The organism is Paenibacillus sp. FSL R5-0908, from assembly GCF_038006245.1.
Lineage (GTDB): Bacteria > Bacillota > Bacilli > Paenibacillales > Paenibacillaceae > Paenibacillus_AQ > Paenibacillus_AQ odorifer.
Map to the genome: position 1 here is coordinate 4,151,693 of NZ_JBBOUV010000001.1, position 17,740 is coordinate 4,169,432.

Here is a 17,740-nt window from a genome sequence, read left to right on the forward strand (position 1 = left end):
TTTCTAAAAGAGGTATTTATAACGATAGATAACTTCAACAGTGATATTCGGGCTTGTCGCCATCACGGTGAATGTTGTCTCCGCCGGTTTAAGAACGAAGAACACGCCATTGCTTCGGGACCAAGCGTTCACCCCATTAAGCCGCACCGAGCATTTATCCAGGTCACTGTCTAACTCAAAGACATCGTTAACTCCAGTGCTGCCGGTGATGGTCAAGGTCTGGCTGCCGTCACTCATTGAAAGGTTGGTAAATGTACCAGATATACGGATCAGCGGGTAAGCCTCTGTCGATCCCAAATTATTAACAGTGAACGTCTGACCACTCGCTGTAATTGGGAATGAAGAATCCGAGATATAAAAGAAACCTTCCCCGTAGGAAAGGCCCTCTCCATATTCCCGTAGCTCGGTATCCTGTATCGACTCGATCCACGGATCATCCATCTTCATGGGAATATCAATCTTCCGGTTCCCGGTCGAAGTATCAAAAGCCATGGAACCGCGATACTCGGCAACAAACCTCTTTTCAGGTATATCATCAAATATGACTATCGAAGGTCCGTTCTTAACATCAAATACACTAGCTAGCTTTGCTACGGCGCCATAATAATCATCACCCATAATAAATAGACCCAAGCCAATTGGCCGGGCCGCATAGGTACTGCCAAAGTTCTTAACGCCATCTCTTCCAGCCAGCTTGATAGTGTTCTCCTCAGTCTCTGGCAAGGGAGGTATATCACGGCTGACCAGCATGATGTCCAGAGATGAGAGCCAAACACCATTCACGGATACATCATTCATCCGGACTTCACTCCCATCGTCTGAAGTCGACGGGCTGATTTCTCACGCTCGGTATATACCGTCTCAGTATCGAGACGATCCTCTAGTTTCACATCGTTTACGCTCATGTCAAAATGATTCACGATATGTGTCTCCGACTTGGATATCCCTGAGGCAGCACCGATAAGACTAGGTGTATCTAGTATCCGGAACAGTCCCCGTAACTGACTCTGATTGAATATCCCTTCACCACCGTGTACGATAGCCGGCACGGCTGCACCGATCGGACCAGGAACCACTCCACCCACGTCGAAACTTTGAAGCTTTCCTGTATCCGATGTTATTCCATAGAGGTCTCTAAGCGATTGGTTCCGTGCCCCCAGTCTAGCCATTTCAGTTTTATTCCCTGTAGATTTAGCAACATTATAGAGATCTTTATTAGCATTGTATTCAGCAAGATCAATATCTTTTTGCGCAGCAGCTTTGGTAGATGCAATAGCTGCCATCTTTGAATTGTACTGAGTGATAAAAGCATCCAGATCCGTGAGGATTTGAGAATTAGCTGTACCAGCAGAAGAAACACGAAATGCTGCGATTCCAGCCTCGATTTCCTTGATGTCCTCGGAATGGTTTTCGAAGGCATCAACTAGAGCATCATACTGCCGTTCTGCCGCATCCTTCTCATCCTCATAAGCCTGTAATTGAGCTTCTTTTTCATCTTGCAAGGCATCTTTCTGAGAAGTCAGCTCTCGCTTCCGGAGGTCCCGCTCATGATCAAGAACGAATTTATCGCGTTCCTCAATAAGTTTTTTCCGTTCTTGGCGACCGTCATTACCTACAGCAGAAGCCAGTAACTCAATACGAGCATTCTTCTTAGCGAGCTCTTCCTCAAAATCCACATCTTCATTCGCTTCAGCTTCCTTCGCCAACAGGTCATCGATCGCTTTGATCTTATCTTCCTGCGCTGATACAAAAGCCTTTTTTCGTTCTTCAATAGCAGCAAGATCTTTTTTCCTTGCTTCTTCGATCCGCGATTTTTCAGATTTGACGAGTTCTTTAGTTAGATCTAGCGTTTTATCTGTAAGTGTTTTTCTTGCCTGATACAGTGCTTCATCCGCCTTCTCGTAAAATTCAGAATCGGTTGAGTATTTTGCCCGAAGATCAGTCCAAGCTTGTATTTTATACTTGGTCAGTTCTTCTTCTGAAGATCCGTTTAACTCAAGTCTTCTAATCTCTTGTTCGATCATTTTGGCTCGTTTATCATACAAATCTCTTTCTGCTGCTATCGTCTCTGTGGCAACTTCCTTACGAGACGACCTTACTTTATCGTCGGCTGTCTTGTATTCATCTGAATCCTTTTTGTATCGATCACGAACACGGGTCCAAGAGTCTAACTTCATTTGAGCGATCTGGAGTTCCGTTTTAGCACTGTCCTCCATCCGCTTGGACTCCGCATCTATCCAGGTTGCCGAGAAATCGTAACGGGATTTAGCTGAATCCTCACCCAGTCGCTTTAGCTGTAGTTGTAATGTTCGAGCGTCGTCTACAGATTCCTTGAGGAAAGCAGCATGCTTTTTCCGCAGCCCTTCGTACTTCTCAATCTGTTTATCGGCAGTGAGATCGTAATAGTCAGCTTGAAACTGAATTGTTTTCAGATCAGTCTCATAAGCATCCTTTCGTGCTTCAGCAGCAAGCTCAGCTGCAGTTTTACCTTTGGTTGTTTTCTCTTTCTTCTCTTTTTTCGCCTTTTCAGGTGTACTAAGATCAATAGGTGCTCCTTTGTTATTAGCACCAAGACTAAAATCACCCGATGAAAGGGAAGCCGCTGCCTTCTCGATTTCTCTTTGTTTCTCAGCAATCGCACGCTGTTCATTTGTTAGTTTTGTAAGCTCTGCTTCGTTTTGTGCTCTAGCTGTATTCGTTACAATATCAATTACAGACGGTGTCTTCCCATTCATTCGTTCCTCACCCTGTTTAACCGATTCCGCAAACGTGGATGCCTTAGCACCAGATACAGAAGCCATAGCATCAAGTAATTTACCATAATTCTTGATTTGAGCTTCTACAGATTCACGCTGTGCTTTGGCTTCAGCAGCAAGATTATCAATCCTTGTTTGGGCGTTTCTAGCAGCATCTGTGGTTAGAGCCCTATCTGCTGTTATCTGATCTTCGATAAAACCTATGTTCAAAACACGTATCCGTCCATCTTCTTCCTGAACAGCATTTAGTCCTGGGTATTCGCGTTTAAGTGCATTTGTAACATCAACCAACTGTTGTTTTTGTGCCTGATCCAGCTTTTGTGCAGATGATAGACTTTTAAGAGTTGCAAGTGCCGTTTCCATTGATTTGACCTTCTGGTTTTTTGCAGCTAGATCAGCAACTTCAGCTTTCTGTTCATCAAATAAAGCTCCGATAGATTCTTTGATCGCTTTATTCATTTCATTAAGTTTTTGAGTTGCAATCTCAACACCGTCGAAACCCATGCTTCTCAACTTCTCGTCAATCTCACCTAACTGCTGATTAATTTCCATGGCTTCTGACATCATTTCAGGAGTACCTGTTCCCGTATCCCATGCGGACTGGATCTCATTTATTCGCTTTTGCAATAAAGATCGTTTGTTAAGCACAGTGTTGAGTTCCTCTGTCTTAGAACGCAATTCTTCAAGTTCGTCAACACTACGATTAATAGGACTATCTCTCAATGTGTCATTAAGCGCGGCTTGTGCTTCTTTGAAATTCTCTGTAGCTTCCTTGGCCTCGTTATATTTCCCGTAAAGAAAAGCAGCGGCAGCTGATACAGCGCCGATAGCAAGAGCGACAGCGCCGATAACAGGGATACTAGCATTAGCCGCTAGAGCAGCAACTTTTACTGCATCTATCGCTTTTTTGAGAGCATAAAAGGCTGTAACTGCTCCTAGTACTAAAGGAGTAACCGTAGAAAACGCGACAATTGAGTTTTGAACACCTGGGCTTAACTCCGTGAAGCCAGTCATCAGAGACGTTACTTCTTCAACCGCTTTCCGAATCGCTGGAACAAACATATCACCAACGATGATTCCCGCACTTTCAAATGCTGCTTTCATCTGTTCTGCTGAACCGTTTAATGAATCCATTTGGGTTCCAGCTACTTGTTCAGCTGTTCCGCCAGCGTTTTGGAGGGCTTCTGTATAACCGATGAGTGTTCCTTCGCCCTGTGCAATCAGTGTTAAAAATCCAGATGCTGCTTCTCTGCCGACCAGTGTAGCAGCTACATCTGCTTGTTGTGCTTCAGTTAGACGTCCCCAAACACTCGTAAGTTGACCTATGATATTTGATAATGGAAGGATATTTCCTGCACTGTCTTTAATGCTTACGCCAAGCTTTTCCATATACCCAGCTGCTTCCTTGGATGGAGAAGCCAAAGCCAAAAGCATAGCCCTAAGTTGAGTGCCTGCCATTTCTCCTTTGATACCGGCATTCGATAATTCGCCGATAGCAGCAACTGCCTCTTCAAGACTAATATTCATTGCGGCTGCTACTGGAGCGATATACTTAAGAGCCATACCAAGATCAGTTACATCCGCATTGGTATCTATTGATGACTTGGCTAACACATCCGCTACCCGGGCAGTCTCCGAAGCAGCCATTCCAAATCCATTAAGTGCTGATGAAGCGATATCAGCCGTAAGGGCTAAATCAGTATTACCAGCGGCAGCGAGTGCAAGGACACCGGGCATAGAAGACAAGATGTCATTAGTCTTAAAGCCAGCTTGAGCAAGTAAAGCCTGCGCATCAGCAGCTTCAGATGCTGTGAATTTGGTTTGAGCACCTAATTTAAGCGCCTGATCTCTTAATGCATCAAATTCAGATCCTACAGCCTGGCTGATTGCGCGCACATTTTGCATAGCTTGTTCGAAGTCTCCAGCTGTTTTAATCGCTTTCGCTATCGCTGCTCCTGCTGCAATGGACAACGCAAGATAGGCAGCACCCATTGCTTCGATCTCAATTTCTGTTGAAGTTGCGGCGCTACCTAGTTCACTCATTTTTTCGATGATTTCGTCAATTACATCTGTATTCAAGCCAAGCTCTTCCAACTCATGACGAACATCTTCAAGCTGTCCCTGTAAAATTTCTGGATTAGCTTCATTTATCGCATTTTTAATAGCTTCAATATGTTTTGAACTAGCTCCCAACTCCGATAGCTTGCTGCTCAATTTTCCGAAACCGACAGCAGCCTCCGAAGATTTACTACTGAGTTGTTGAAAACCTTCTCCGGCTTTTTTAGCGCTATCCTCTAAGTTCCATATTTTTTGAGCAGTTTTATCAGATGTTTCAGTGAGTCTCAAGATTGATGATTCTGTATTTACTATCTGCTCTTGGAGTTTGTTCCTTCGGCTACTATCGAAAGTTGTGTCATAAGACTGTTTGAGACTAGCTAATTTCTTTTGTTGAATTTCTATTTTTGCATTAACATTATCCAACACTGTCGTGAGTTGCTTGATTTGCTTACTGGATGCGCCAATGCTGTTAAAGGATGACTCCATCTTTTTAACATCTGAAGCTGTTTTAGTGCCTTGGTCACCAAGACCAGAAAACTCTTGTTTAACGGCCCTTAACTCCTGTTTGATGCTATTTGCATCAGCCACTAACGTAGCTCTCAATTCTCCAAGATTCCCTGCCACTATTACCCTCCTCCCTTCATCCGCACAAGCTGCGCTTGATATTGATCTTCTGCCGACATTTTCGGTTTTTCAGGTGCCTTCGGCAGTGCCTGAATATAGCGATTGATGATCTGCTCCCGAACTTTTTTGTCAGTGATATGTGGGTATGATTCAATTTCAAGCTGTTCGATTACGTTAGATGCATGTGCCTGGTCTTTCAACAGAAGCAATTGCGGCAAATCTACAAAGAAGTACTCGTTCTCGATCTGCCATTGTGTCTTGTCGAGTACCGTGCAGCACCGCATCACAAATTCGTCATGAGTTAAGCTCCGGCCTGATTCATCCGCTGCGCGATTGACTGAACGAATTGCTGCATCATCGGAGGGACCAGGCCGCTCAAGTTTTTTAGGGCTGCGTTCATATCATTTTTCTTCCATGTTAAATTTAGATATTCAGTGCATTCTGCAAGACTGGCCTGCTCACTTAATTCATCTATCTGGATATCGCTGAGCAGCGATGTGAGTTCATAAATTTCATCGATCATAATTTCTGAACCCGCAACAATAAAAAGCGAGCGGTCTTCCTGTGGTGCCAGAAATACTTTTACAAACAGATCGCCTATGGTTCCAATGTGTTCTGTCAGCTTCTTCAAACGATTTCGGGTAAGCTTCGGAATTGATACGGTTCTATTACCGAGCTTTAGCTTCTCTTTTTTGGTAAGTGGAAACATGATTCATCCCTCATTTCTCGGAATAACGAAAAAAGGAGAAGGCATGAAGCCCTCTCCTTACGTGTGCTGTTTAATTATTTATGCCGTGGCAGTTATATCTCCCCATGTATAGATAAGACCTCTAGGCGTTGCTTCCAATGATGGATAAGCAATAGCAGAGATAGTCATCTTCAGGTTGTCGTCTAGCTTGAAACCAGCATTCATGTCAAACTTAATACCCACGCTTTCAATATAGATAAAGCGTGAAGGATCGGTAACTCCCACAGGCTTAATGACTGCTCGTTTACGAGGCAGCTCCTTACCCGCCAAACCAGTAACCTGGTATTTGATCTTGGTCGGAGTTGTAGCATCAGTTACCTTTAGTGCATGCGGATTATATTTAGTTACTTTGGCGAAATCCATATCCGGAGTCTCAAAGTTAATCGCTCCAGTAGTACCTGTAGCAATTGATTTTACTGGCGCTGTACCCGTTTGATCCGTAGTCGGCTCAAAATAGGTAGTGGTGGTTGTAAAGTTAATACCACCTTGCGTCAAATCAATTGTAACAGCATCCACCTCAGGAGCACCTTCTTCATCTACGCCCCAAATGAATTCTCCTGGACCCGCAAATATTTGGTTAACATCACTCATATCGTTGTTGCCTCCTTTGAATAAAATTCAAAATTAGTTGAATACATAGGATGGTCCTTTTCGTCCAACCCTAAGTAAATTGGATGCATAGTCTCGGTGCTTGCAAAGACATAAGTGCTACCTATCATATAATTTGGCTTGCGATGTAATAGCTTTCCTAATCTCTTCGCCAGTGCCTCAGTTGCTGCCATGTTTGCAGGCGATGTCTTATATGACTTTCCTTTGACGATGATCTGGTACGTCGGTCGCTGAGTCGGAACGTATTTGTCCGGAGGATATCCCCCGGAATCCATCACGTACAAGGTCGGAAGTTTCGCCTCGACGGGATCCGCAGGAATAAAATTAGGATCTGGATACACGGAATAGCCTGCTGCGGTCAGGTAAGCAATCAATTCAGATGCTAGCACGGCATCACCATCCTTCTAGAAGCCCAGAAAGTTCCTCTATAATCCATTGCTCATTCATCTTAATAGCATTCTCCAAAAACTTCTTACCAGGAGAGTATCCGTTGTAATCACCTTTGCTGCGAGTTTTTTCGCCAGGTTGGAATTGAACAACTGCACCGCTTTTTGTCCTTCTGAATCCTTCGTGCTGAACTACTGCATAGGAATTCACATCAACGGTAGCCCCAAAATCGATATACGCCAGCCCGATTAAATGCTTGACCACGTCTATATCCAAAGCTCCTACCAAATCCCCTTCATCAATAGGCGCAAGTCGTTTGGCATCGTGTATAATCTTCAGCGCAATCTTGGTCAGTTTCTCTTCCAATCTGCGATCGATCTCACCTTCTAAATCATCTAACCTTCCGATGATCTTATCCAGTCCCTCGATATTGATCGAAAAAGTATTGCCATTATCCATAAAGAACCACTTCTTTCACATCATCGGTACCGAGATACTTCCTAATCTCATAATGCTTCACGTCGATACGGATCTCTGTGCCAATTGCATCGGTGTAAAGTAGCCAGTCATCGAAGCCAACAGCATTGATTCCCTCCAGATAAACGGTGTAAGCGATCGTAATCTCCTCGCCCTTTGCGTTCTTAACGAGCTTCTGCTCCTCGGCTACCTTGGCAACCTTGATAACTGGATCAGCTGGGATAGGCCGCCCCCAATCATCGACACCGGGGTGATAATGGATTACGGTCGCAGGATATCCGAAAAGGCTCATATAAGACACCCGCCGTATTGCAGATCGGTGCTGTCATCGTCATCAGGCACAATTTCAAACGCAGGCGTTCCAAGCAGCTCCCGCACGTCCGGCGCGACTACATCACGGATACCGCTATAAGTGACCCCTTCACCGTGGTCATCAACCGATTTCACTCCGTGTTTTTGATATTTGAGCGCCGGATCCAGTCCTTCCATCTCCCAAATAGCTTGCAGAGCAACAATCTCCACAGTCTGGACTGCTGTCGGATACCAACGGGCAAGGTTACGCTCCGCTTGTTTTACAGCCAATGGCTGCTTTAGAGGTTTCTTGTCCCACGCTTGGGTGTCAAGAACATTCTCTTCTATCCAAAGATTGACTTCTTCGGTAGTAGCCATATTCCATCACCTACTTCTTCTCTGCTTCAGCGATGGCATCAACCAATTCCTCAGCTGTCTTATCTTCCGTGCCCTCAATACCAAGCTCAGTAGCTTTCATCTGGAGGTCAGATTCCTTCTCGGCGATAGCTTCCTTTAGCTTAGATTCACCCAAACGTCCAGCATTGGCAACACCGAGCGCCTTTCCTCGATCCCGCAATGCCTGGAGCTCGGAATCATCCTCCGGCAACGGCTCGACTTCCTCGGCATAGCCCTGAGTAATCAGATCTTCAGCAATCTCGTCAGCTACCTTACGGATAATGTCTCCCGGCTTCATCCATTTGCCGCCGTTCTTAACTACGCCTTTGAGCTTAATATCCACTTGATTCACCCTTTCTAGGTTGATAAAAAGAAAGAAGCCCCTAAAAGGAGCTCCTAAATTACAGTTGCGGAAACAACACTGTCTGCCCAAGCAAACGCTGGGAAGTTCAAAGCCACACCTGCAGTACGAATGCGGATCGGATTCTTAGTCACATCGCGGAAAACGTAAATGCCCATGTCTCCGGTCTGCTCGGCTTCGATCTCAGCAATCATTTCCTCTGTGGTCTTAGCCCACAGATAGTTACCGAGTGGTCCATCAGGCAGCAGGATAAATCTATTCTCTGGCACCATACGAACTGTAGTAAATGCCAACTTGCCACCAGTCAATGCGCGATCCTCAGTACGGGCTTGTGTATCGTAAGCGACCAAGGTTGGGAATTCCATTTCGTCAAAAACGGAATCCAACTGCGCTTTCGTCAACTGTGGAGGTTGGGCTTCACCAGTTGGGTTTCCATGATAATGCCGACGAATACCCAGGTTACGCCGTAGGTACGTTATGATCTTCTGAGAGGTCATGGCACGACGCAACCTGGTACCCTTTGCTCTCCACAGATCAACCCACAATTGAATGTCATCTAGCGGTGTAGAGTTAACGAAATCACTCCATAGGTCAGATCCCGTGAGAACAGGCTTCTGTTCGGAGGTATAGCCATAGTCAACATCGACCTTGACATTGCCCTCGTTGTAAACGACTTTCCCACTCCATACGGCTGTTAGTGCTGTCCATTCACGTCGCGCTCGAATAGCATCTACAGTAAACTGCGCATCGTTGAACTGTCTGCTACGAAGTTGATTAACCTCCTCGGACCGCAGACCATAGCTTTGCGATGCTTGCAGAGCCATACGCACAAGCCGTTCGTCCATATAACGACCTAGTTGAATTTTCGGAATCTCAATGCGGCTACCCTTCATGCCTTCGCGGGAAGCATATTCAACTTCCGTCCCGAGCTCAGCGATCTTCGCCATGACTGGAAGACGTGCAGATTCTTCTTGAATTACGTCTACTGTCAGCTCGGCTACTTCACGCGGCGGAAAGAGAATAGGGCTGATGTATTCGTTGGATGTTTCAAGATTACGGGAATAGACGAGCAAGTCATCTCCTGACAATGCTTCTTCCAGCGTCAGATCAATCGGATCACCGGCAGCAAACAACTGCAGATTCAACTTCAGGTGACCACCTGTGATAATTTGTGGGTTCATTATTGTTCTTCATCCTTTCTCTAATTGGAGATTATTCGAAAACAATGTGTGGCATTTTGGTGCGCAAGGTATCGTCAACAGTGACTGGTACGCGAGCAGCGATGATCTTTGCAACCTCGTATCCGCCAACAACATGGTCGCCGTCCTTGACGTTTATGCTCCGTTTAAGGATAACTGTTGGGTTTTCGCTGCCGTCCGTGCCAGCAGCTTTGTAAGGTACGTACTTACCGGATGCGGTCAGCTTAGCCATCGGCATACCCTTCTTAATGATCTTGTCTCCATTGGCGTCCGCCGTAACGGCAGCAGAATCAATGGTGATCCCGTTGGTCACCTCGCGGATAACTTCAAATGATGCCAGAATTTCATATTCATCCTGGACAGTGAAACGTGGTCTTGGTTGCAATCTCATGAATTATTCCCTCCTTATTTTTTGGCCCATGGATCATGAGCTGTTGTACCACCGATAGTGCCACGGTTCTGAGCTAGCCTAACGATTTCCTCGCGACGCTTCTTCTTATCATCTGCAGAGCCTCCAATGATGTCGGCGCCGAACTTTCCACCACCTTGCTTTGTCTTAAGCAAGTGTGGTTTCTTCTTTGCTAGCGCCTCCAGCGCTTCCTTGACACCCGTCAGATTGCCTTTTTCGTCTTCCTTGGCAGCAGTCAGATCAGCAAGGGCGAAAGCATCCTCCCAATCGGCAAATCCGAGTTCATTTGCCAGAACCTTAACCTCGGCAGTAAGCAAGCGCTGGAAGATCTTCTTGTTCTGCTCCGTTTCGCGCTCCTTGATTTGCTCGTCAACCAGACGGCTGACCTCAGCAGGGTCAAGTGTCCCCTTGTCTTTATCTCTGTCCTTGTCTTTCGGAGGCTTCAACGCTGCTTGCATAGCTTCAACCGAGTCATAACCCAAGTCTTTTGCCAGCGTCTTCTGAGCTGCCTTCTCTGCACGAGAAAGTCGAGATTGTACAGCAGCATCAAGTTCAGCTTGCGTAAAGGTCTTCCCCTTGTTCGGATCATTTGGATCAGAGTTAGGATTGGGATTAGGGTCCGGGTTTGGGTTAGGATCTTCAGCAAAGAACTGCAAATCTAAAGGAATACGTGAAGCTTTTCTGAGGATATATTCTTTCATGGTATAGACCTCCTGTTTAAGTCCGGGTGGACTGCCTACCGCAGCTTTTATAGCGTCTTCACGGTGTTTTGGACAAAAGAAAAAGCCTCCACATAAGTGTGAAGACTTTAATAACAAACTATCTGATTAATGGTGGACGTTCCTTTCGTCCTTCTAAATAACCGATCCAAGCAACTATATGCTGTGAAATTGTACCATCAGGATCCTGAGTATTTAAACGATTAGCAAAGTCAGGATCCACTATTAATTTCTTCACGATACTTTCAACAATTAGTTTACGTTCTTTTGTTCGAGGAAGGGTCGTTTTCAACAAATTACTATCCACAATGTTCCAAACGACTTTCATTTGCTCATTCTCTGTCCAGCTCGCATTTCTCATTCTAAAACCTCCATTTAAAATGAAAATAATGTATACTAATTCCTTTTAAGTACAGGTTTTATTATATATTCTATAATGAAAATTTTCAATTACTAAATGAGGTCTTTTTTATTTCAATGCTTACTTTCCGGTAAAGCTCCTGCAGCTCCCAGTATTTCTTAGTACCGCGCACCTTATTGTTGGCAAACTGCTGTAGGTTCGGCGTATCGTTCGGAAGCACTGCTTTGTAACGAATCCACTGCTTGCGAGTCTCATTTTTACGGGACTTCTCACGCTGCAACTCGTTGTATCGCCTCATGTTGGCTTCGGTGCGGTTGTCCTCAAATGGTCGGTTGCTATCCTTAATGGTCTGCTCGATCTCGGCAGCAGGGGGGTATTCCTCCACCCATATTGAAATGGAGTGAACGCAATGGCTATGATAAGGCGGTCGCAGGTCCAGCTTCGGGAATCGCTTGTCATTACCACTAATAGAATAAACCCGACCCTGATACTTGGCACACAACGAACAGGTAATTCCGACGAAGTTGACATACACTAGGTCCATCCCGTTCTGAACGGCCATATTCTCAGTACCTGTGACATGTGCCTTACGCTGATGATACTGCACAACCCCAGCCATGTACTTGTCGGCTGGGATCTCAGCACCATTCTTGGCTATCATCCCAGTGATGCCCTGCTTGTTAACCTTAGCAACAGCATTTTGTGTAGCCTGTCTCCGGTTGACACCTTCGATAAGTGACTGTTCATTCGCGATCCTGACAGCATCCTCGATGCGCTGCTTGGCATCACGGCTCATGTGCTCTGATGCTTCCAGGATGGAATAGAAGCCCTCGTCTGAGATTGCCTGTGCCGCTCCTTGATGTACAACAGCATTAACGGTAACGTCCATTACTTCCCGAGCAATACCGGCAGCAACAAGTTGTGCAACAGCCGCATTAGCTCCGTTGCGGTATTCTGTTCCTATAAGATCAGCTAGCCCTTGTCCAGCATTATTAGTCAACTCATCAATAATTGCATCCACCTGCTGAAGTAGCTGCTGCTTACGGCGATTTGAAATGTTTCCGTCAAGCAGTGTTTGAATCAAAGCACGCAAGCGTTCATCCGTCTGGATATATAGCGCAATCAGTTCTTCTGTCGCAGCCATACTACACCGTTACCCGGGGCGGCTGTGCGAAGGTGGGGTTCAAGGTATCAACCGCATTCTCATCTTGAATTTTCTGGATCTCAGCCGTGATTGCTTCCTCCGACCAGTCAGGATGCAGACGTCGTACTGTGGTTTCAAGGGACTGAACGCCTTTGTCGTACTTATCTGTTTCTTCTGTATCCTTCTCACTATCTGCCTTAGGCAACATATCTCCCCACTCAATGACAGGGTTAACAGGTTTTAGATCAGCACTACCCATCGCATTTTCCAACAGCATACACTTCCGGATAGCATCCTTAATGGCTGCATCGAATTTGCCTTTGATCGCATCTGCTTTGATAACTGACTGTATCCAGAGGTACAGTAGTGCAATTCCGGTATCTCCTTTGCCATCTTCCATGCCAGCAGCCTGAATAGATGTCTTGGATACAGCCAACATATACCGAATCAGACGATTAACGTGTTCGAAGGATTGTGTTGTCTTCGCATCCCAAGTAATGTACTGTGGAATCGCTCCTGTTTTCTCGTCAAATGACACAACCTCAAGATCAGCACCGCGAACAAACCGAGCACCGTAATCCTTCTGGTTCTGGTTTGCGACTGTATCCCATAGTGCTCGAGGTATAGCCAGCTTCGGCTTACCGTGCTTATCGAAGACAATGGAATCCCGCGTAATCGTCCAGTTAATCTCCTCTTGGATAGTATCGATATTCCGAAGGGCAGAACGGCCACGGGGATGCAGCAGAGTTTCATCATTTATAACGAAACCACATAACAGCTCTGCTACATCCTTTAATGTCTCATCTTCGGGGATCTCGATTTCATATTCTTCCGCATACTGTTTGATTTCTATTTCATCGGCTACTGTTTCGCCGTCCATCTTAAACACCATCTGCTGAATAGCAAGACCTTCTTCACTCAACTCTTGGCGCTCCACTCGGAGGAACTTCAACTTTCCACCTTTGCCATCATCCCATTCCTCAATCCAAGCAAGGTCAGCCCCGTTACCATCCTCGTGTGGAAAGTAACGATCACCGAGTAGCCATTCGAACCAAACCTTACCCTTGGTGCTCCGTCGGATCCTATAAGCGATCAATCCATCGACCTGATGCTGTGTTACTGCTGCCCATATCTTGTCATTAGGCTTGGATGCGGCAACCACACTAGATACAAACTCCAGTTCAGGTCCAGCTTCTACATCAGCCGACACATTGCCAAGCGCACGGTTAATCAGATCAGCTGGTACCTCAGCGACCAGACTGGCGAAGTTGACCACAACATACTGGTGCTCGGAAGTTATTTTGATGTCTGGCGCAACACCGCGGCGGATCAGTCCGGGTCGTGACCGCCGGATAACTCGCTCTGTGGTTTGGATGCTTCGGGCTCGCGGAAAGATCTGATCATGATCTCCACCGTAGAGCAGCCGGTAATATTTCATGTCCTCAACTTCAACGTCATACGGTGGAGGTGGGAAACGCTTCTTACTGTAAATGATGGTCACAGGTTATTCCTCCTTTCTATGCAATAAAAAAAAGACCAATTATTTATCGGTCACAGTGCAGGAATAGGCCGTTACATTGCCTTTGCTGTCGATACTAAACGAGCCTGCTTTAATTCTTTTCTTCAATATGCTCACCTTCCTCTTACCAACCCGAAGGCCGTTGACTGGTATACTGCATATCCTTCTCGGTTACAAACGACAGAATCACTGCATCAGCTCGGTCAGGAGAATCAAGACCACGCTTCTTCATATCTTCTTTCCGCTCCAGGGCAATCCGTCCCTTGCTGGTCATGCGATACTTCCGTTGGGTCAGCTGAGTGATCAGCCTCTCGTCATCCGGAAGCTCGATCTCCATTGATCCGCCCTGCATATGCTTGGAAAAGGATTCTTGAAGAACATCTCTAAGAACGGCCCATGATTCTGTACCTCTGTTCTCGTAATGCTCTAGCTCATCATCGGTGGCCTTGCTTCCGTTGTTCACTGGAACAACTCTCCAATCTGTAAGACCCTCTTCAAGAATCACCTCGTTCAGGCGGTCTGTGACTCCGCCGCCAACTCCACTGTCATCGACCTTAATCTCAACGCGGCGAAGAGCTGGCATAACTCTCAGCATCTCCCTGCCAGCAGCAATAACTCTGCCGGCGGTGACCATGGTGTCTTGCTTGTTGTAGCATTGCAGTGGAAATACCTTCATACCGACTCGTGGGGCTATAACCGTTTCATCATCTCCGAAGCGTGCCACGTCCACTCCAATGTGAAGAGTATCACCTCTCGCTTCAACACGAGCACCTGCCGCAAGTTCTACCAGCTCGAGGGGAATAAAAGCATCTGCTTCAGCCTTCGGAAACTCTCCGAAGACACGGACCCGGATAACATCGCTGTCTGCTCCATATTTATCAATCAGCATCTCAATGTTCTCGCGGCTGGTGCGCTTGCTATCCCTGCTATCAACCTTATGGGTCTTGAACCTTGATCGGTCACGATTGTGGGAATCATAAAAAACCCCACTCGTCCGAGTCGGGTTACTACATAGCAAAAGCTTATTTCCGTCACCAGATAGTGTACCGAGTATGGTTTCCATTATCCGGTCATCAATACCCGAGGCTTCATCGACTACAAATAGCATGTAATCTTCATGAAACCCTGCCATGTTTTCTGGCTTCGTCGCTGTCCTGGCTGTCGCAAACCAGCGTTCCTCATGACCTACCATATAAATCTTGGTCTTGGTCCATTTCAGCAGGTTCTTTACCAGCGAGCGTTCTAACCACTTGGAAACCTCAGCCCAAAGCACATCATGCAGCTGCTGCTTGGTCGGGGCTGTACACACCACTTTGGGGTTAGGTCGGCAACAGAGGAACCAGATAACAAGAGCTGCCTCGAATGCCGTCTTTCCCACACCCTGACCGGAGCGAATACTGGTACGTGGATGCATGGATACATCAGCCATCGCCTTCCGCTGCCAATCATCTGGATCAAAACCGAGCATATCTTCGGAGAAAGCAACCGGATCGTCCCAGTACAAATCAATGAGATCAGTCAGAGCAGCGACGGCATTGTACGGTTTACTACTCATGTTGTTCACTCGCTTTCGAGGCTCTCCGCCGCTCTGCAATCTCACGAATTGCATCAGTCCAGCTCGCGGTTGCACCTTCTGCTCCTTGCATCTTCTGAAGCTCAATCCGGAGGATTTCCGTGCGAACCTGTTTCTCTTCATCAACCGCAATAAGTTTGTTCTTCAGCTCAATGGCCCGGATCTTCTTATCCTGTATGCGGGTTAAGGCTTCTTCCAGCTTCAAGATATCATCCAGTTTTCGGAATGTCTTCTCCTCCACCTTGGAAAGTACCATTTCATCACGGGTAACCGGAACACTCTTCGTAATGCCTGACTTCTCATCGTGAACGGTACCTATGCCTTTAATGCTCTTAAGCTCTTGCAACTCACTGCGCTCTTTCTCTGTAAGGCCGTCCATCAGGTTCTTGATCCGCTGCATCATACGACGTTCCCGTACAGAAAGAAGGGCAATAGATTCATCAGCCTGAGCAACTGGATCGGTATTAATATGATCCATGAGCTGCTGTTCGGCTTCAGTAAGAGTGTCTAACCAGATCATTTCATGTTCACCAGTGGTAACGGCCTTCTTGTTACCGAAGGGACCGCCATGGCCGCCCTTGTTACCTAGGGCATTCTTACTACCCGGAGGAGCGCCGCCTTTGTTGCCCACGGCGTTCTTGTTACCCTTCGGCGCGCCCGTCTTTCCTTTAGAACGTTCCTGTTTATTTGGAGCGTTCCCTTCATCAGTTCGGAACGTTCCGTTCAAATGACCAGACCAGTTATCCTTACTCTTCCAGCCCCGAATCGTACCAGCAGACACATTCAACTGAGCTGCAATTTCTACAAGATCGAGCTGCCCGCCACTGTCCAGCCATAACTTCTTAGCTTCTGCCCTTTTTGGGTCTCTTTCTCTTGGCATTTACATTTCACCACCCCCGGAATAATCTGTAAACTTTCCATTTACTTGTGCCGATATATCATTAAAACTAATTGGAGGTCAATATATATGTCTTATACTAGAATTTATCAAATTGAAGAAGAATTGCGAAAGATAAAAAAAGTTAATCCCGATAATATTGAAGATGCAAAAAACAAATTGCTTGATTATAAAAATCGTAACCAAGTTAGTGAAGAAGATTTAAGAAACACCAGAATTAAATTTCAAAGCCAATTATCCAGCTCTCCTGCGGTATCAAACGCACTAGCAATATCTGCTATAGCCATCTCCCTGCTTACAGGAGCCTTCGGACTAGTTCAATCCACAGACCCCTTTTATCAAGTTCTATATTCTATAACAACACTCTTGATCGCAGGAATAATGATTTATTTCAATTCTATCAATAGCAACACTTACAAGAAGTGCGCTTCCTACACAATCATGATCGCAATAATTGATGAAATCTTATAGATAATCGTCAGCCGGTTGAGCTTGAACAATTACTAAAGAATCTGGCTTGCTTATGTTAAGTCGGTTTTGCTGTAGGGTCAGGCTCAAACGCATCAACAGACCTCATTGCTTGTGCCGCCCTACCCTTCTCCAACTCCATCCTCACAATTATTGGGCATCTCTATCACAAACGCTGAAATCGCCTCACAGAAGGTCATTAATAGACATGAAAAAAGCACCCGAAGGTGCAGGATTAGAAAAAAACAACTTCGTCACTTTCATCATCACTATCAATTTCAACTTCACCAAGTTTCTCAAGCTCTTGGTTTATTTTATTAATTATAACTTCGCTCGCAAGCATTTCTTGTTCTAGCGTTTTTTTGAATCCAGTAGCTTCCACTGCTTTTTCATGGAATTCTTCAACTACTAGATTTAGCTTTTTTTGAATACCAATGTTCTCCTCAGAATCAATCGGAGTATTTTCATAAAGACTAACCAGAATCTCACGGCGTAAGTTTAGACACTGAGCAACTTCTACTGCCTGATGTGTCTCACTTTCTAATTCTTCTAATTGCTCTTGAAGCTCTTTTCTCCACGCTTTCAAGTCTGAGATCTTTAACTCGTTATCCATAATATCTCCCCCTTCGACATCATAATTCGACGTCTAGGAAGATTTTCCCTTCTGGCACTTCACTCTGGAACAAAACTGTGCTGTTCCTTCCCAACGCCCCCATATACATACTGCACATTTCTTTGGCTGT

At 45.8% G+C, this 17,740-nt stretch carries 20 protein-coding genes; 1 reads left to right on the plus strand and 19 read right to left on the minus strand.

Annotation, left to right across the window (positions count from 1 at the left end):
* Positions 1–3: 3 nt before the first annotated feature.
* The 18 genes from MKZ09_RS18800 to terS all read right to left on the minus strand — a co-directional run bounded on the left by MKZ09_RS18800 (position 4) and on the right by terS (position 16,511).
* The gene (locus tag MKZ09_RS18800; RefSeq protein ID WP_076201019.1) at positions 4–798 is read right to left on the minus strand and encodes a phage tail domain-containing protein; all 795 of its coding nucleotides are present in this window, start codon (positions 796–798) and stop codon (positions 4–6) included.
* Positions 795–5,438, minus strand: a complete 4,644-nt coding sequence (locus MKZ09_RS18805) for a phage tail tape measure protein (RefSeq protein ID WP_076201016.1) — start codon at positions 5,436–5,438, stop codon at positions 795–797. Before MKZ09_RS18805 ends, MKZ09_RS18800 begins: the two co-directional genes overlap by 4 nt.
* 2 nt (positions 5,439–5,440) lie before the next feature.
* The gene (locus MKZ09_RS18810) at positions 5,441–5,722 is read right to left on the minus strand and encodes a hypothetical protein (RefSeq protein ID WP_076143542.1); all 282 of its coding nucleotides are present in this window, start codon (positions 5,720–5,722) and stop codon (positions 5,441–5,443) included.
* A 17-nt stretch (positions 5,723–5,739) separates the two neighbouring features.
* On the minus strand, positions 5,740–6,147 hold the full coding sequence (locus MKZ09_RS18815) for a hypothetical protein (RefSeq protein WP_076201013.1): 408 nt from the start codon (positions 6,145–6,147) through the stop codon (positions 5,740–5,742).
* A 78-nt stretch (positions 6,148–6,225) separates the two neighbouring features.
* Positions 6,226–6,777 carry a hypothetical protein gene (locus MKZ09_RS18820; protein ID WP_076201010.1) on the minus strand — a complete coding sequence of 184 codons (552 nt, stop codon included), beginning with the start codon at positions 6,775–6,777 and terminating at the stop codon, positions 6,226–6,228.
* The gene (locus tag MKZ09_RS18825; protein ID WP_076201007.1) at positions 6,774–7,184 is read right to left on the minus strand and encodes a minor capsid protein; all 411 of its coding nucleotides are present in this window, start codon (positions 7,182–7,184) and stop codon (positions 6,774–6,776) included. The genes MKZ09_RS18820 and MKZ09_RS18825 overlap by 4 nt, the downstream gene beginning before the upstream one ends.
* A 4-nt stretch (positions 7,185–7,188) precedes the next feature.
* On the minus strand, positions 7,189–7,641 hold the full coding sequence (locus tag MKZ09_RS18830) for an HK97 gp10 family phage protein (RefSeq protein ID WP_076143535.1): 453 nt from the start codon (positions 7,639–7,641) through the stop codon (positions 7,189–7,191).
* Positions 7,634–7,951, minus strand: a complete 318-nt coding sequence (locus MKZ09_RS18835; RefSeq protein WP_076201004.1) for a hypothetical protein — start codon at positions 7,949–7,951, stop codon at positions 7,634–7,636. Before MKZ09_RS18835 ends, MKZ09_RS18830 begins: the two co-directional genes overlap by 8 nt.
* On the minus strand, positions 7,948–8,328 hold the full coding sequence (locus MKZ09_RS18840) for a hypothetical protein (RefSeq protein WP_076201001.1): 381 nt from the start codon (positions 8,326–8,328) through the stop codon (positions 7,948–7,950). Before MKZ09_RS18840 ends, MKZ09_RS18835 begins: the two co-directional genes overlap by 4 nt.
* Before the next feature lie 10 nt (positions 8,329–8,338).
* A complete protein-coding gene (locus MKZ09_RS18845) occupies positions 8,339–8,689 on the minus strand; it encodes a DUF7210 family protein (RefSeq protein ID WP_076200998.1) in 351 nt (116 codons plus the stop codon).
* 53 nt (positions 8,690–8,742) lie between these two features.
* Positions 8,743–9,888 (minus strand): major capsid protein, encoded by a 1,146-nt coding sequence (locus MKZ09_RS18850; RefSeq protein WP_076200996.1) that lies wholly within the window; start codon positions 9,886–9,888, stop codon positions 8,743–8,745.
* A gap of 31 nt (positions 9,889–9,919) precedes the next feature.
* A complete protein-coding gene (locus tag MKZ09_RS18855) occupies positions 9,920–10,297 on the minus strand; it encodes a head decoration protein (protein WP_076200993.1) in 378 nt (125 codons plus the stop codon).
* A gap of 14 nt (positions 10,298–10,311) precedes the next feature.
* The gene (locus tag MKZ09_RS18860) at positions 10,312–11,016 is read right to left on the minus strand and encodes a scaffolding protein (RefSeq protein WP_076200990.1); all 705 of its coding nucleotides are present in this window, start codon (positions 11,014–11,016) and stop codon (positions 10,312–10,314) included.
* A 118-nt stretch (positions 11,017–11,134) separates the two neighbouring features.
* On the minus strand, positions 11,135–11,395 hold the full coding sequence (locus MKZ09_RS18865) for a hypothetical protein (RefSeq protein WP_076200988.1): 261 nt from the start codon (positions 11,393–11,395) through the stop codon (positions 11,135–11,137).
* A gap of 85 nt (positions 11,396–11,480) precedes the next feature.
* A complete protein-coding gene (locus MKZ09_RS18870) occupies positions 11,481–12,539 on the minus strand; it encodes a phage minor capsid protein (protein ID WP_076200985.1) in 1,059 nt (352 codons plus the stop codon).
* A 1-nt stretch (position 12,540) separates the two neighbouring features.
* Positions 12,541–14,040 carry a hypothetical protein gene (locus MKZ09_RS18875; RefSeq protein WP_076200983.1) on the minus strand — a complete coding sequence of 500 codons (1,500 nt, stop codon included), beginning with the start codon at positions 14,038–14,040 and terminating at the stop codon, positions 12,541–12,543.
* Positions 14,041–14,182: 142 nt separating this feature from the next.
* Positions 14,183–15,613, minus strand: a complete 1,431-nt coding sequence (locus MKZ09_RS18880) for a DEAD/DEAH box helicase family protein (protein WP_076200981.1) — start codon at positions 15,611–15,613, stop codon at positions 14,183–14,185.
* A complete protein-coding gene (gene terS, locus MKZ09_RS18885) occupies positions 15,606–16,511 on the minus strand; it encodes a phage terminase small subunit (RefSeq protein ID WP_076200978.1) in 906 nt (301 codons plus the stop codon). The genes MKZ09_RS18880 and terS overlap by 8 nt, the downstream gene beginning before the upstream one ends.
* An 87-nt stretch (positions 16,512–16,598) precedes the next feature.
* On the opposite strand from terS, the gene MKZ09_RS18890 reads away from it, so the two are divergent.
* A complete protein-coding gene (locus MKZ09_RS18890; RefSeq protein WP_076200975.1) occupies positions 16,599–17,000 on the plus strand; it encodes a hypothetical protein in 402 nt (133 codons plus the stop codon).
* A gap of 232 nt (positions 17,001–17,232) precedes the next feature.
* Here MKZ09_RS18890 and MKZ09_RS18895 read toward each other — a convergent pair whose 3' ends face one another.
* Positions 17,233–17,610 (minus strand): hypothetical protein, encoded by a 378-nt coding sequence (locus tag MKZ09_RS18895; protein ID WP_076200972.1) that lies wholly within the window; start codon positions 17,608–17,610, stop codon positions 17,233–17,235.
* Positions 17,611–17,740 lie beyond the last annotated feature (130 nt).